Here is a 13,642-nt window from a genome sequence, read left to right on the forward strand (position 1 = left end):
TTCTCCTGCGGTCGTCGGGGCGGAGCGGGCGTTCAGATCTCGAAAGCGGGGGTGCCGAAAGTCTGCTCGTCGGCGAGCTTGAGCGACACCCGGTAGAACCCCGTGGGCAGGTCGGGGAACTCGAACTTGCCGGTCTCGGCCGCCATCCCCTCGAACGTGCGGCCCTCGCCGCCGACCTCGTGGATCGCGACCGGGCCACCTGCGGCCGGGACGACCCAGCCGTCCAGCCGCGCGCGACCCTCCTCCTCGGAGACGCCGACCCGCACCAGCAGGTCGATCCCCTCGCCACCGAAGCGCAAGGTGTACGAGCGGGCTCCCCCACGGGTTCCGACCAGGTCGGCGAAGCGCTCGACCACCAACATCAGCTGGAGCTCGAGGTCGGGATCGTGGTCGGCGACGTCGCGGGTGACCGCGACCATCCGCTCGACCATTCCCGACGGCACCGGGTCGAAGGCGTCGACGGCCCGGCGTACGTCGAGGAGCAGGCGCTCGTCGGCGAGGTTCGGGTCGTTCATCGGATACCTCCTCGAGACATCGCTGCGTGGCCTGGACCCGCGCAGGAGCATGCCCGAGTGGTCAGGCCCCGGCAATGCCGCCGATCGGGCGGTCGGCAGGGTCGTCGACGGCACCCGAGAGCGGGAACGTCCGGGACTGGCTGGGGCTGCGGTGCGAGGTCCACCGTCGTGCTGTCCTTGCTGTGCTGGCGGATGGAACGGGTTTTCGCGCTGGTGGTGCGGCGGTACCTCCCTCAAGAGCACCGCGGCACGCCTCTGATACACCCCCGGTAGCCTCGTCGCCGTGATCCCCTCGGTCCGCGCGATCTCCGCCGACGAACACCGCGCGTTCGTGCGCGAGCAGGCGTGGGCGAGCTTCCTGCAGACCCCGGCCTGGGCGTCGGTGAAGTCGGAGTGGCGGGGCGAGTCGCTGGGCTGGTTCGACGGCGACCGGCTGGTCGGCGTTGGCCTCGTGCTCTACCGCAAGCTCCCCCGGCTGCCGCGCTACCTCGCCTACCTGCCCGAGGGGCCGGTCCTGGACTGGACCCGGCCCGAGATCGGCGACGACCTCGGGGAGTGGCTCGCGCCGATGACCGAGCACCTGCGCAGCCAGGGCGCGTTCGGGGTGCGGATCGGACCGCCGGTGGTGACGCGGCGCTGGTCGGCCGAGCAGGTCAAGGCCGGGATCGCCGACGCGGACGCGCACAGCCTCACCGAGCTGGCGCCGTCCGCACGGTCCGCGACCGGCGCCCGCATCGTCCAGCAGCTCGACGCGCTGGGCTGGCGTCGCCAGGCGGCCGAGGGCGGGTTCGCCGCCGGCCAGCCGCGCTATACGTTCGTCCTCCCCCTGGTCGGCGACGACGGCGTACGCCGCACCGAGGACGACGTCCTGGCCGGGATGAACCAGCTCTGGCGCCGCAACATCCGCAAGGCCGAGAAGTCCGGCGTCGTGGTCTCGGCCGGCTCCGCGGAGGATCTCAAGGCCTTCCACGACCTCTACGTCCACACCGCCGGGCGCGACCACTTCACCCCGCGGCCCCTGTCCTACTTCCAGACGATGTACGACGCGCTGGGCGCCGACGACGCGGGGCGGATCGCGATCTGGCTGGCCCACCACGAGGGAGACCTCGTCGCCGCCACCATCGGAGTCCGCGTCGGGCGGCACACGTGGTACTCCTACGGCGCCTCCTCCAGCGACAAGCGCGAGGTCCGCGGGTCGAACGCCGTGCAGTGGGCCATGATCCGCGACGCGATCGCCGGCGGGGCCGATGTCTACGACCTGCGCGGCATCACCGACACCCTCGACGCCGACGACGCCCACGTCGGACTGATCCAGTTCAAGGCCGGGACCGGCGGCGAGGCGGTGGAGGTGGTGGGCGAGTGGGACCTGCCGCTCAACCGGGCGCTCTACAAGGGCTTCGGGCTCTACCTCGACCGGCGCTCCCTGACTCGGCGGGCACTGGCCAGGGTCCCGGGTCGGCGGGGATGAGCGCACGATGAGCCTGACCCTCACCGTCGACGGCGACCGCTGGCGTCGACACCTGCGCGAGGTCGCCGACCGGACCGCCGGGCTGACGCCGGTCGCCAAGGGCAACGGCTACGGCTTCGGGCTGGGTCGGCTCGCCCGCAAGGCCGAGTGGCTCGGCGCCGACACGATCGCGGTCGGCACCTACGAGGAGCTACCGGAGGTCGCGCAGCGCTTCCCTGGCGACCTCCTCGTGCTCACCCCCTGGCGTCCCACCGGATCCGCACTGCCCGAGGGCCTGCCGACCCGGCGGGTGATCCACACGGTCAGCCGGCTGTCCGACCTGCTGGCGATCCTCGAGGTCGACCCCGACGCGCGGGTGGTGCTCGAGCGGATGACCAGCATGCGCCGCCACGGCATGGCAGCCGATGAGCTGCGCTCCGCCGCGGGGCTCCTCGACCGGCGTCCGGCCCGCGTCGAAGGAGTGGCCCTGCACCTGCCGCTGGCCGCCGGCGTACACCTGCGCGAGGTGCTCGGCCTGGTCAACGACGTCGTGGCCTCCGGTTTGGCGACCCGGCGGCTGTGGGTGAGCCACCTGACGTCGGGTGAGCTGGCCTCGCTGCGCACGTCGTACGCCGACTTCGAGGTGCGCCCGCGGGTGGGCACCGAGCTGTGGCTCGGCGACCGCGGGGCACTGCGGGTGACCGCCACCGTGCTCGACGTGCACGAGGTCGAGCGCGGAGACGTCTTCGGCTACCGCGGCCGCAGCGTCCCCAAGGCCGGCCACATCGTGGTGGTCTCGGGCGGTACGGCGCACGGCATCGGCCTCGAGGCGCCCACCGGCGACCACTCGATCCGGGCCCGCGCGGCCAGCCTGGCGCGCGGCGGTCTCGACGCGGCCGGCTTCGTGCGCTCGCCGTTCACCATCGACGGCAAGCAGCGCCTGTTCGCCGAGCCCCCCCACATGCAGGCCTCGATGCTGTTCTTGCCCCACGGTCCCCGCGTGCCCGTGATCGGCGACGAGGTCGAGGTGCGGGTGCGCTACACCACCACCGGGTTCGACCACGTCGTTCTCGTCTGACGGCCTTCCCGATAGTACGGATCACCAGGCTGGTCCTCCGGGCCCTATAACGAGCCTCCTGATCCGTACTATCCGGAACGGCGCCGGGGCAGGCCGGTCCACGGCAGCGTGATCAGCGCCCAGAGCGTGAGCACGATCGCCATCTCCGCCACGACGTACCCGGGCCACGGACCCAGGACGTCGAGCACGGTGGCCTGGCTGGGCTTGCCGTTGACGTAGCCGTAGTCGGAGCCGAGCACCGCGTTGAGACAGAAGACCGCGAGCAGCCAGCCCAGCGTCCACGCCACCGCGCGGCGGTACGACGTCCAGTCGGGGCCGTGCCCCAGCGACAGGCACAGGTAGACCGCGCCCCACACGATCAGGACGTGCTTGCCCCAGAAGGCGAAGAAGTTCGGGTCGGGAAAGGCCTGCGACAGCGTCGGCTGCACCAGCGCCTGCACCGACAGGGTGAGCCCCCAGTAGTAGGTCAGCGCGGCCGCGAGCGGGCTCGGCGCCACCCGTCCACCGGGCGCACCCCCGAACAGCGCCCAGGCGACCACGACCCAGGCGAAGTCGCAGATCTGAAGGGGCAGGGAATGGTGGACCCGGAAGGGGAACAGCGCGAGCACCGACGAGGCCAGACCGAAGACGACGCAGCCCCAGGCCAGCGTCAGTGCGAGCGGGCGCTGGGCGCCCGAGCGACGCAGCCGCGGACCGGCGGCAACCAGCGCCAGCGTCCCGCCGGCGAAGATCGCGAGGACGACCAGATGCGAGGGCGAGTACGCCGTGAACTCGGTCGAGCTCGCCACGCCAGCCTCACACCGGGTCGGGGGTCCGGCCGAGGCTGAGCCGGCCCGGCTCGGCCGGAGGCCACAGCGAGAGGTGCTCGGCCGGGCCGCGCCCCGCACGCACCACGTCGTGCTGGGGGAACCAGATGTCGCGGGCGACCACGACGCCGAGGTAGAGCTGCGCCGCCAGCCGGAGGCCGACGGCCAGCCAGTAGAAGCCGGGCTCACCGCCCCCGCCGGGGTTCAGGAACCCGCCGAGGTACCACCACACCGAGGCGAAGTAGTAGACCTCGCCGGCCTGCCAGATCAGCTGGTCGCGCCAGCGCGGGCGCGCGAGCACCGCCAGCGGCAGCAGCCACAGGGCGTACTGCGGGGAGTAGACCTTGTTGACGAGCAGGAACCCGAGCACCAGGAGGAAGCCCAGCTGTGCCAGTCGCGGGCTCTGCGGAGCGCGCAGCCCGAGCACCAGCACGCCCGCGCACCACAGGCTGAAGAAGACCCACGAGACGATGTTGATCGTGTGCGGGGCGTACGTCGTGCCGAACATCTGCTGGGCCACCAGCCACACCGACCCCAGATCGGCTCCGCGCTTGGCGTTGAACGACCAGAAGACGTTCCAGTCGTGCGGGCTCGACAGGTACCCGGGCGCGTTGACCACGGCCCACGTCGCCGCGCCGCCGGCGACGGCCACGGCCAGGTCACGCCAGCGCCGCTGCCGCCCCCAGATCACCACGAGCCCGCCCAGGAGGAACAGCGGGTAGAGCTTCAGGGCGGTGCCCAGACCGATCAGCGCGCCGGTCAGCAGCGGCCGGTCCCGCGCGTGCGCCCACAGCACCCCGGCGACGCAGGCGACCGCGAGCAGGTCCCAGTTGATCAGGCCGTCGAAGAGCAGCACCGGCGAGACCGCGAACAATACGGCGTCCCACGGGCGGCGCCGGTTGACGCCGGACATCAGCCCGGCCGCGATCAGCGCGCAGATCCCGAAGCCCACGGCGTTGACCGCGGTGAACAGCAGGCTCTCGCGCACGATGGCGTGGTCGCCGTACATCTGCCCCTGCGACATGCCGCCACGCGGGGTGACGTCGGGCGAGCCGCTGAGCCAGTGCGTCACGTACGCCGCGCCGTAGGCGTAGTAGGAGATGCCGACGGGGTACTCCATCACGTCGTAGCGGTCGCGGACGTCGAGGGAGTCGGAGTAGGGCCAGTCGAGCTCGGCGAAGCCGCGGCCGACGTAGAGGTAGGGCAGGTCGGAGTAGCACATGTCGGAGTAGCGCGCCTGCGAGTCGGTCCACTGCGAGGAGTAGCACGGACCCTTCTGCGCCAGCCCGAGGGCGAAGCACAGAGCGGTGAGCGCGAGGACGACTCGCACCGGGGTCCACCACGGGTGCCGGCCCGCACGGTCTCCCACCGGGCCGCCGATGCCTCGGCTCAGGGCCGCGGCGATCGGGTCGTCGGAGGTGGGTCGCACCTCGGTGACCCGGGCGTCGTCCCCGTCGCTCACCACCAGGGTTCTCGCGAGGCCATGACGCTCGGGCGCGGCCCGTCGGTCGCGGCGGCGCTCGCCGACGGTCCGTCCGTCCCACAGGAGTCGCTCGGCGGGCACGACGTGGTGCCGCTGGTGGGCGAGGTGGTCGGGCTGGTCGGAGCCGACGACGTGGGTGCACTCGAGGTCGGCGCCGACGACGTGGGGGCGCTGGAGGTCGGCGGCGCGGAGGACTGCGTGTGATGCGTGGGGGGCGGCGGAGGCGCGGAGTGCCCGCTCTCCGGGGGCGTCCCGGTGACGTAGGCCGGCAGCGGGAAGCTCTGCTCCGGGACGCCGACCAGGTCGGCCTTCATGACCGCTGCCCAGGTCGCCGTCGGGTAGCCCGCTCCGAAGTATCCGGCCGCGCCGTTGTAGGGCGGCAGCCAGTCGTTGAGGGCGTTGTCACCGTCGCCGCGGACGTACATCACCGCGGTGACCAGCTGGGGCGTGAAGCCGACGAACCACGACGACGAGACGTCGCCGTTGGCGTTCGTCGCGGTGCCGGTCTTGCCGGCGGCCGGGCGGTCGATGGCCTGGGCGTTGGTGCCGGTGCCGTGCAGCACGACCTGCTGCATCGCGTAGCTGACGTCGCGGTCGATGTCGGGCTTGATCGCCTCGGTGGTGTGCGGCTTGTACTGGTAGAGCACCTTGCCCTTGCTGTCGGTCACCTTGGAGATCACGTGCACGTCGGCGCGCTGGCCGCCGTTGGCGATGGTGGCGTAGGCGTTGGCCATGTTGATGGCGCTGATCCGGGCCTTGCCCAAGGTGATCAGGGCGTCGGCGTCGAGGTCGCGCGAGGAGTCGGGGATGCCGGGGTAGTGCGCGTCGGGCTCCTCCGGCGGGATCCCCATCTTCTCGGCCTGCGTGAGGATCTTCGCGGGCCCGTTCGGGATGCTCGCCGACATGTCGACGAAGGCGGTGTTCACCGACTGCTCCATGGCCGTGACCGAGGAGATCGCCGAGCCGTAGTTGGTGCCGGTGCTGTCGCCCTCGTTGTGGACCTCGAGGCCGTCGGGGAAGGTGTACGGCGAGTTGCCGTCCCAGGTGCTCTTCAGGGAGTAGCCGTTGGCGATCGCCGTCGCGAGCGAGGCCGGCTTGAACGTCGACCCCACCATGCCCCCTGCCTCGGCCCAGTTGATCTGCGACTGGAGGAAGTTCTGTCCGGCGTAGAAGCCGAGCAGCGCGCCGGTGGCCGGCTGCACCGTCGCCACGCCGACGTGCAGCTGCTTGAGGGAGAGCTTGGGCCGGACCTCCCGGACGCCGGCGGCCGCGGCGTTCATGGCCTTCTGGGTCAGCGTCGTGTAGACCCGGAGGCCACCGCCGTCGATCTCGTCGTCGGTGAAGTTCAGGTCGTGCAGCTGCTGGCGCACCAGCGTCAGCACGTGGCCCTTCTGCCCGCCGTACTGGCTGGACTCCTTGAAGACGGGGAAGGCCGGGAGGTGGCGCTCGGCCCTGGCCGCCTTGGCCGGGCTGAGCTTGCCCATCGTGGCCATCCCGGACAGCACGTAGCGGTAGCGGCTCAGCAATGCCTGCTTGTTGGACTTGCCGTTGGCCGGGTCGTACTGCGTGGGGTTGTTCAGCACGCTGGCCAGCACCGCGCCCTGCTTGAGCGAGAGGTCGCTGGCGTCGACCCCGAAGTACGCCTGGGCCGCCGCCTGCACGCCGTAGGCACCGCGCCCGAAGTAGATGGTGTTGAGGTAGCCCTGGAGGATGTCCTGCTTGCTCTTCTCCTTCTGGAGCTTCAGCGACAGGATCGCCTCGTGCACCTTGCGGCTCAGCGACCGCTCCTGGGTGAGGTAGAGGATCTTGACGTACTGCTGGGTGATCGTCGAAGCACCCTGCGTGGCGCCGCCCCGGGCGTCGTTGAACGCCGCCCGGATGATGCCCTTGGGGTCGATGCCGTGGTTGGTGTAGAACGTCCGGTCCTCGGCCGCGATGACGGCGTTCTGGAGGGTGTCCGGCATCTGTGAGAGCGGGATGATCGACCGGTTCTGCGTGGCGTACTGGCCGATCTCGGTCTTGCCGTCGCCGTAGTAGACGAAGGACGACTGCGTCTCGAAGTCCTTGTTGGGGTTCGGGATCGGCGTCGTCTTGTAGAGGTAGACGAACGCAGCCACGATCAGCAGGCAGCCCACGATCAGCGAGATCAGCAGCCACTTGAGGGTCTTGAGGATGCGCCGCCTCGCGACACTGCGGACCTTGCCGGGCTTGCCGTCCGGGCCCGTCTTGGCTCGTGCGGGTCCACCACTCCCACCACTCCCGCCCGGCTTGGCCCGGCCGGCGGACAGCTTCGGCTTGCGCTTGAGGGCCGGGCCATCGGCCCTGCGCTTGGCACTCACGGGGTGGGCTCCAGGTACGTCGGGGGCTGCGTCGGGGGCTGCGCCGGGGGGGTGCGTCGGGGGATGTCCGGCGGTGCGTTCGGGATCGGGTCGAGGGTACGGGGCCGCACCGAAGGGGGTCGAAACGACGCTCGGTTGGGCATTGATATATCGATCTGATACGTTGTTTCGATAGAACGCTATGACATGTCGACCCGACATGTGTCCAACCGAGGGGAGCAGGCGTGGCGCGCAAGGCGGAGTCGCTGGAGGTGGCCGTTCTCGGCCTGCTCCACGAGTCTCCCCTGCACGGCTACGAGCTGCGCAAGCGGCTCAACCTGCTGCTGGGCTGGGGCAGGTTGCTGTCCTACGGCTCGCTCTACCCCGCGCTCAAGCGACTGCTTCGAGCCGGCTGGGTCACCGAGGTCGCCGCGGAGTCTCCCGGAGTCTCGCGGCGCCTGCGGATCGTCTACCAGATCACCCCGGCCGGGCGTGCCTACTTCGGGGAGCAGATCACCGACACCGGCCCGGCGGCGTGGGAGGACGACACCTTCAACACCCGGTTCGCCTTCTTCTCGCGCACCGAGGCCGACGTCCGCATGCGCGTCCTGGAGGGGCGTCTGTCCCGGCTCCAGGAGCGGTTGGACCGGGCTCGCCACTCCAGCCGTGCCGGCACCGGCGACGACCGGTACCTGTCCGAGCTGCGTCGGCACTCGATCGAGGCCGTCGAGCGCGAGGTCGCCTGGCTGACCGACCTGATCAACGCCGAGCGCGCGTCGAGCCCGGCGGTCCTCCAGCCCGAGCAGTCCCCCACCGGGTCGGGCCAAGACCCGGAGCAGATCACCCCGAGCGCGGCCCCGCCGGCCGACGCGACCACTGGAAGCACCCGTTAGGAAGGAACAGCCCCCATGGGTTCGGTTCGAGTAGCAATCGTGGGCGTCGGCAACTGCGCGACGTCCCTGATCCAAGGCGTCGAGTACTACAAGGACGCCGACCCCGAGGGCACGGTGCCCGGCCTGATGCACGTCACCTTCGGTGACTACCACGTGGCCGACGTCGAGTTCGTCGCGGCGTTCGACGTCGACGCCAAGAAGGTCGGCTTCGACCTCGCCGAGGCGACGCAGGCCTCGGAGAACAACACGATCCGCATCTGCGACGTGCCGCCCACCGGCGTCATCGTCCAGCGCGGTCCGACCCTCGACGGGCTGGGCAAGTACTACCGCGAGACCATCGAGGAGTCAGAGAGCGAGCCGGTCGACGTCGTCCAGGTGCTCAAGGACACCAAGGCGGACGTGCTCGTCTCCTACCTGCCGGTGGGCTCTGAGAAGGCCGACAAGCTCTACGCCCAGTGCGCGATCGACGCCGGCGTGGCCTTCGTCAACGCGCTGCCGGTGTTCATCGCCTCGGACCCCGAGTGGGCGGCGAAGTTCGCCGACGCCGGCGTCCCGATCGTCGGCGACGACATCAAGAGCCAGGTCGGTGCCACCATCACCCACCGCGTGATCGCCAAGCTGTTCGAGGACCGGGGCGTGGCGCTGGACCGTACGTACCAGCTCAACGTCGGCGGCAACATGGACTTCAAGAACATGCTCGAGCGCGACCGCCTGGAGTCCAAGAAGATCTCCAAGACCCAGTCGGTCACCTCCAACCTCCACGGCTCGCTCGGCGGCAAGGTGCAGGACCGCAACGTCCACATCGGCCCGTCCGACTACGTCCAGTGGCTCGACGACCGCAAGTGGGCCTACGTCCGGCTCGAGGGTCGCGCGTTCGGCGACGTCCCCCTGAACATGGAGTACAAGCTCGAGGTCTGGGACTCCCCCAACTCCGCGGGCATCATCATCGACGCGGTGCGGGCGGCCAAGATCGCCAAGGACCGCGGCCAGGGCGGTCCGCTGATCTCCGCCTCGTCGTACCTCATGAAGAGCCCGCCGGTGCAGCTGCCGGACGACGAGGGCCGCGCCCGCGTCGAGGCCTTCATCAGGGGCGAGGAGTGACCCGCCTCTAGACGGTGCGAAGAAGGCGCGGAAGGACGACGCAACACGCCCGGTCGGGCCTGTCGTTCTTCCGCGCCTCCTGCTGCGGCCCCGGCCGGAAGCGGGTGCGCGGGGCGTGAGGTGTCAGCGCGTCGCGAGGACGAGCGGAAGCACCTCGGTGGCACCGGCCGCCCGCAGCGCACGGGCGGCGAGGGTGAGGGTCCAGCCGGTCACGACCTGGTCGTCGACCAGCAGCACCGGGCCGGCCGGGATGTCGCCCTCGAGCCGGCAGCGACGGGCGACGACGGCCACCCGCTGCGCGGAGTTCATCGCGCCCTGCCCGGGTGCGACCGAGCGGTCGGCGACCAGCCACCGGCCGACCACCGGCCTCTTCAGGAAGCGCGAGAGCCCGGAGGCGAGGTCCTCGCCGAGCTCGGGCCGGGTCAGGGACTCCACCACGACGATGCCCTCGACGTGGGGGCGCCAGTCGTGCAGCACCTCGACGACCGCCCGCGCCAACGACTCGGGGACCCGCTGGTCTCGGGGTGGCTCGGCGAAGAGGTCGCGCAGCGTCTGCCCGTGACCCAGGTCGGTCAGGCGGGCCACGGCCCGACCAGGCTCGGCGCCCTCGCGGATGCGGCCGCGCAGGTCGAGGCCGAGGTTGGCCAGCGCGCTGGGCCACAGGGCGCGCGGCTCCACGACGACGCCGGGACGGGCCAGCCTCGTGCGTGCCTCGTCCACCGCCTCCGACGAGACGGAGGTAGGCAGCTCGAGGCCGCCGCAGGTGTCGCACCGCCCACAGCGGGTGGCCTCGGTGACGTCGGGATCGTCGAGCTGGTGCCGCAGGAACCACATCCGGCAGCGGTCGGTGTCGAGGTAGTCGAGCATCGCCCGCTGCTCACGGCTCCGCGCCTCGGCCACCCGGGCATACCGGTCGGCGTCGTAGCTCCACTCCTGCCCGGTCGACTCCCACCCACCGCGCACCCGGCGCACGGCACCGTCGACGTCGAGCACCTTCAGCATCTGCTCGAGCCGGCTCCGGCCCAGGTCGACCAGGGTCTCCAGGGTCACCGTGCTGGTCGTGCCGCCCTCCTCGGCCAGCACCCGCAAGGTGTGCCTGACCTGCTCCTCCCGCGGGAACGCCAGGGAGGCGAAGTAGGCCCAGATGTCGCGGTCGTCCGGCTGGGGCAGGAGGACCACCGAGGCGTCGTCGGTGCCACGTCCGGCGCGGCCGACCTGCTGGTAGTAGGCGACCGGCGACTGGGGCGCACCGAGGTTGACGACGAACCCCAGCGTCGCGTCGAACCCCATGCCGAGCGCGCTGGTCGCGACCAGGGCCTTGATCTCGCCGGCCGCCAGCCGCTGCTCCAGGGCCAGCCGCTCAGTGGGCTCGGTCTGCCCGGAGTACGCCGCGACGTCGTGCCCGCGGGAACGCAGGTAGTCGGCGACCTGCTGGGTCGCGGCCACCGTCAGGCAGTAGACGATGCCCGACCCGCGCTGCTCCCCGAGGTGGTCGGCGAGCCACGCCAGCCGCTCCTCGGAGGTCCGCAGGCGAAGGACCCCCAGGCGCAGCGACTCCCGGTCGAGCGAGCCGCGCAGCACCAGGGTCTCACCGGACCCGTCGGAGGCGGTCAGCTGCTCGGCGACGTCGGCGCTGACCCGGGCATTGGCCGTGGCGGTGGTCGCCAGGACGGGGATGCCGGTCGGCAGCTCGCCCAGCAGCGTGCGGATGCGTCGGTAGTCGGGTCGGAAGTCGTGGCCCCAGTCGGAGATGCAGTGGGCCTCGTCGACCACGAGGAGCCCGCAGGTCGCCGCCAGCCGGGGCAGGACGTCGTCGCGGAAGCCGGGGTTGTTGAGCCGCTCGGGGCTGACCAGGAGCACGTCGACGTCGCCGGCCCGGACGGCGCCCTGGACCTCCTGCCACTCCTCGACGTTGGTGGAGTTGATCGTCACCGCCCGGATGCCCGCTCGCTCGGCCGCCGCGATCTGGTTGCGCATCAGGGCCAGCAGCGGCGAGACGATCACCGTGGGTCCGGCACCCTCCGCCCGCAGCAGGAGCGTGGCCACGAAGTACACCGCGGACTTGCCCCACCCGGTGCGCTGGACCACCAGCGCCCGGCGGCGGTCGACGGCCAGCGCCTCGATGGCCGACCACTGGTCGTCGCGCAGCCGCGCGTCGTCGCGACCCACCAGCGCCCGCAGGTGGCGCTCGGCGTCCGCTCGGACGGCGTCGCGGTCGGTCGTCGTGGCGGTCATGCGTCCTGTCTAGCAGTGAGCGGCGACGACCAGTCCGGGGAGCACCCGGACCTGCTTTCTCGCTACGCTGAGGCCATGGCCTACGGGGGCGACCAGAGCCAGCCGCCGACGATCGACCCGAGCTCGGTGTTCCCAGCCGTCTGGCTGCGCGACAACTGCCCGTGCCCGGACTGTCGAGACCCCGGCAACGGCCAGAAGCTGTTCGCGATCACCGACCTTCCCGACGACCTCGCGGTGCGCAGCAGCGAACGGTCGGCCGGCTCGGTGACGGTGACCTTCGAGCCGGACGGACACCAGGCGGTGTTCTCGGAGTCGTGGCTCGCCGCGCGAGGCTCCGTGGCCGACCAAGACGGCCCCGGCGACGTCGACGGCGACGGGCGGACCGAGGCGTCGAAGCGGACCTGGACCGCCGGCGAGGTCGAGGCGGACCTTCCGACAGCTCGTTGGCGCGACTACCTCGACGTCCCGTCGGAGCACGCGCGGGTCCTGCGCGCCGTGCGCGACCTCGGCTTCGCCGTCCTGCACGACACCCCGACGGCCGAGGAGACGGTCCTCGAGATCGCACGCACCTTCGGGTTCCCGCGGGAGACCAACTACGGCCGGCTGTTCGACGTGCGAGTCGAGCCGTCCCCGACCAACCTGGCGTTCACCGGACGCGCGATCGCGCCGCACACCGACAACCCCTACCGCGACCCGGTCCCGACGCTCCAGCTGCTGCACTGCCTGAGCAACGCCGCCGAGGGTGGCGAGTCCGGCCTCGTCGACGGCTTCCGGGCGGCCGCGATCTTGCGCGAGGAGGACCGGGACGCCTTCGACCTGCTCACCGCGACCCTCGTCCCCTTCGCCTGGTCCGACGCGCGGGCGAGCCTGCGCGCCGACCGTCCGCTGATCGACGTCGACGCCGCCGGGCACGTGCGCGAGGTCCGGTTCAACAGCCGGTCGATGCAGGCGCTGCCCCTCGCGGGCGACAACGCGGCCCGGTTCTACGCCGCCTATCTCCGCTTCGCCCAGGTCATCGCCCGGCCCGAGCTGATGGTCACGTTCCGGCTCGACGCGGGCGACTGCCTGATCTTCGACAACACCCGGCTCCTGCACGCCCGCACCGCCTTCGCCGAGAACGGCGCCCGGCACCTCCAGGGCTGCTACGCCGACCTGGACGCCCTGGGCAGCAGCCTCCGCGTCCTGGAGAACGCCGGATGACCGACGCCCCGGGACCCGTCGACCGGCTCGCCGACCTCTTCGCCGGACCCGGTGCCGGCGACTACCTCGGCGAGGCGGTCACCCAGGCGCAGCACATGTGCCAGGCAGCGACGCTCGCGGAGGGCGCCGGCGCTCCCGACGAGCTCGTGGCCGCGGCCCTCCTCCACGACGTCGGGCACTTCCAGGGCGAGGTGACCGGGCGCGACCTCATGGCCGGCACCGACAACCGGCACAGCGACACCGGCGCCGCCTGGCTGACCCAGTGGTTCCCGCCCGGCGTCACCGAGCCGGTCCGCCTCCACGTCGCCGCCAAGCGCTACCTGTGTGCGGTCGACCCGGCGTACGTCGGGTCGCTCTCGCCCGCGTCGCTCTACACCCTCGGCGTCCAGGGCGGCCCGATGGACGACGCGCAGCAGCGGGCCTTCGAGGCCGAGGCCTACCACGCGGACGCCGTGTCGCTGCGACGCTGGGACGACGCGGCCAAGGACCCCGGCTCACCCACGCCGGAGTTCGACCACTTCCGCCCCCTGCTGTCTCGGCTGCTCAGCCGGCAGCCCGGCTGACAG

General features: G+C 71.6%; 11 protein-coding genes. 6 read left to right on the top strand and 5 right to left on the bottom strand.

Annotated elements, in window-relative coordinates; translation table 11 throughout:
• Nucleotides 1–32: 32 nt before the first annotated feature.
• A complete protein-coding gene (locus VHW64_RS06435) occupies nt 33–515 on the bottom strand; it encodes a hypothetical protein (RefSeq protein ID WP_329649690.1) in 483 nt (160 codons plus the stop codon).
• A 286-nt stretch (nt 516–801) separates the two neighbouring features.
• Here VHW64_RS06435 and VHW64_RS06440 point away from each other — a divergent pair, with 286 nt between their 5' ends.
• Both VHW64_RS06440 and VHW64_RS06445 read left to right on the top strand, forming a co-directional pair.
• Nucleotides 802–1,983, top strand: a complete 1,182-nt coding sequence (locus VHW64_RS06440; RefSeq protein WP_414690464.1) for a lipid II:glycine glycyltransferase FemX — start codon at nt 802–804, stop codon at nt 1,981–1,983.
• A 7-nt stretch (nt 1,984–1,990) separates the two neighbouring features.
• Nucleotides 1,991–3,040, top strand: a complete 1,050-nt coding sequence (locus tag VHW64_RS06445; RefSeq protein ID WP_329649692.1) for an alanine racemase — start codon at nt 1,991–1,993, stop codon at nt 3,038–3,040.
• 68 nt (nt 3,041–3,108) lie between these two features.
• Here VHW64_RS06445 and VHW64_RS06450 read toward each other — a convergent pair whose 3' ends face one another.
• The 3 genes from VHW64_RS06450 to VHW64_RS06460 are packed head-to-tail and all read right to left on the bottom strand — an operon-like array spanning nt 3,109 to nt 7,668.
• Nucleotides 3,109–3,828: a TIGR02206 family membrane protein gene (locus tag VHW64_RS06450; protein WP_329649693.1), complete on the bottom strand. Its 720-nt coding sequence runs from the start codon at nt 3,826–3,828 to the stop codon at nt 3,109–3,111.
• Between the two features lie 7 nt (nt 3,829–3,835).
• On the bottom strand, nt 3,836–5,308 hold the full coding sequence (locus tag VHW64_RS06455; protein ID WP_329649694.1) for a glycosyltransferase family 87 protein: 1,473 nt from the start codon (nt 5,306–5,308) through the stop codon (nt 3,836–3,838).
• Nucleotides 5,305–7,668 carry a transglycosylase domain-containing protein gene (locus VHW64_RS06460; protein WP_329649695.1) on the bottom strand — a complete coding sequence of 788 codons (2,364 nt, stop codon included), beginning with the start codon at nt 7,666–7,668 and terminating at the stop codon, nt 5,305–5,307. The genes VHW64_RS06455 and VHW64_RS06460 overlap by 4 nt, the downstream gene beginning before the upstream one ends.
• Nucleotides 7,669–7,892: 224 nt before the next feature.
• Between VHW64_RS06460 and VHW64_RS06465 the strand changes: the two genes are divergently transcribed.
• Together VHW64_RS06465 and VHW64_RS06470 are read left to right on the top strand one after the other, a co-directional pair.
• Nucleotides 7,893–8,540 (top strand): PadR family transcriptional regulator, encoded by a 648-nt coding sequence (locus tag VHW64_RS06465; RefSeq protein WP_329649696.1) that lies wholly within the window; start codon nt 7,893–7,895, stop codon nt 8,538–8,540.
• A gap of 15 nt (nt 8,541–8,555) precedes the next feature.
• Nucleotides 8,556–9,641, top strand: a complete 1,086-nt coding sequence (locus VHW64_RS06470; RefSeq protein WP_329649697.1) for an inositol-3-phosphate synthase — start codon at nt 8,556–8,558, stop codon at nt 9,639–9,641.
• Nucleotides 9,642–9,764: 123 nt separating this feature from the next.
• Here VHW64_RS06470 and VHW64_RS06475 read toward each other — a convergent pair whose 3' ends face one another.
• Nucleotides 9,765–11,876, bottom strand: a complete 2,112-nt coding sequence (locus tag VHW64_RS06475) for a RecQ family ATP-dependent DNA helicase (protein WP_329649698.1) — start codon at nt 11,874–11,876, stop codon at nt 9,765–9,767.
• Between the two features lie 75 nt (nt 11,877–11,951).
• On the opposite strand from VHW64_RS06475, the gene tmpA reads away from it, so the two are divergent.
• Nucleotides 11,952–13,076, top strand: a complete 1,125-nt coding sequence (gene tmpA / locus VHW64_RS06480; protein ID WP_329649699.1) for a 2-trimethylaminoethylphosphonate dioxygenase — start codon at nt 11,952–11,954, stop codon at nt 13,074–13,076.
• Nucleotides 13,073–13,639 (top strand): phosphonate degradation HD-domain oxygenase, encoded by a 567-nt coding sequence (locus VHW64_RS06485; RefSeq protein ID WP_329649700.1) that lies wholly within the window; start codon nt 13,073–13,075, stop codon nt 13,637–13,639. The genes tmpA and VHW64_RS06485 overlap by 4 nt, the downstream gene beginning before the upstream one ends.
• Nucleotides 13,640–13,642 lie beyond the last annotated feature (3 nt).

The sequence above is a fragment of the Nocardioides sp. genome (assembly GCF_036267815.1).
Lineage (GTDB): Bacteria > Actinomycetota > Actinomycetes > Propionibacteriales > Nocardioidaceae > Nocardioides.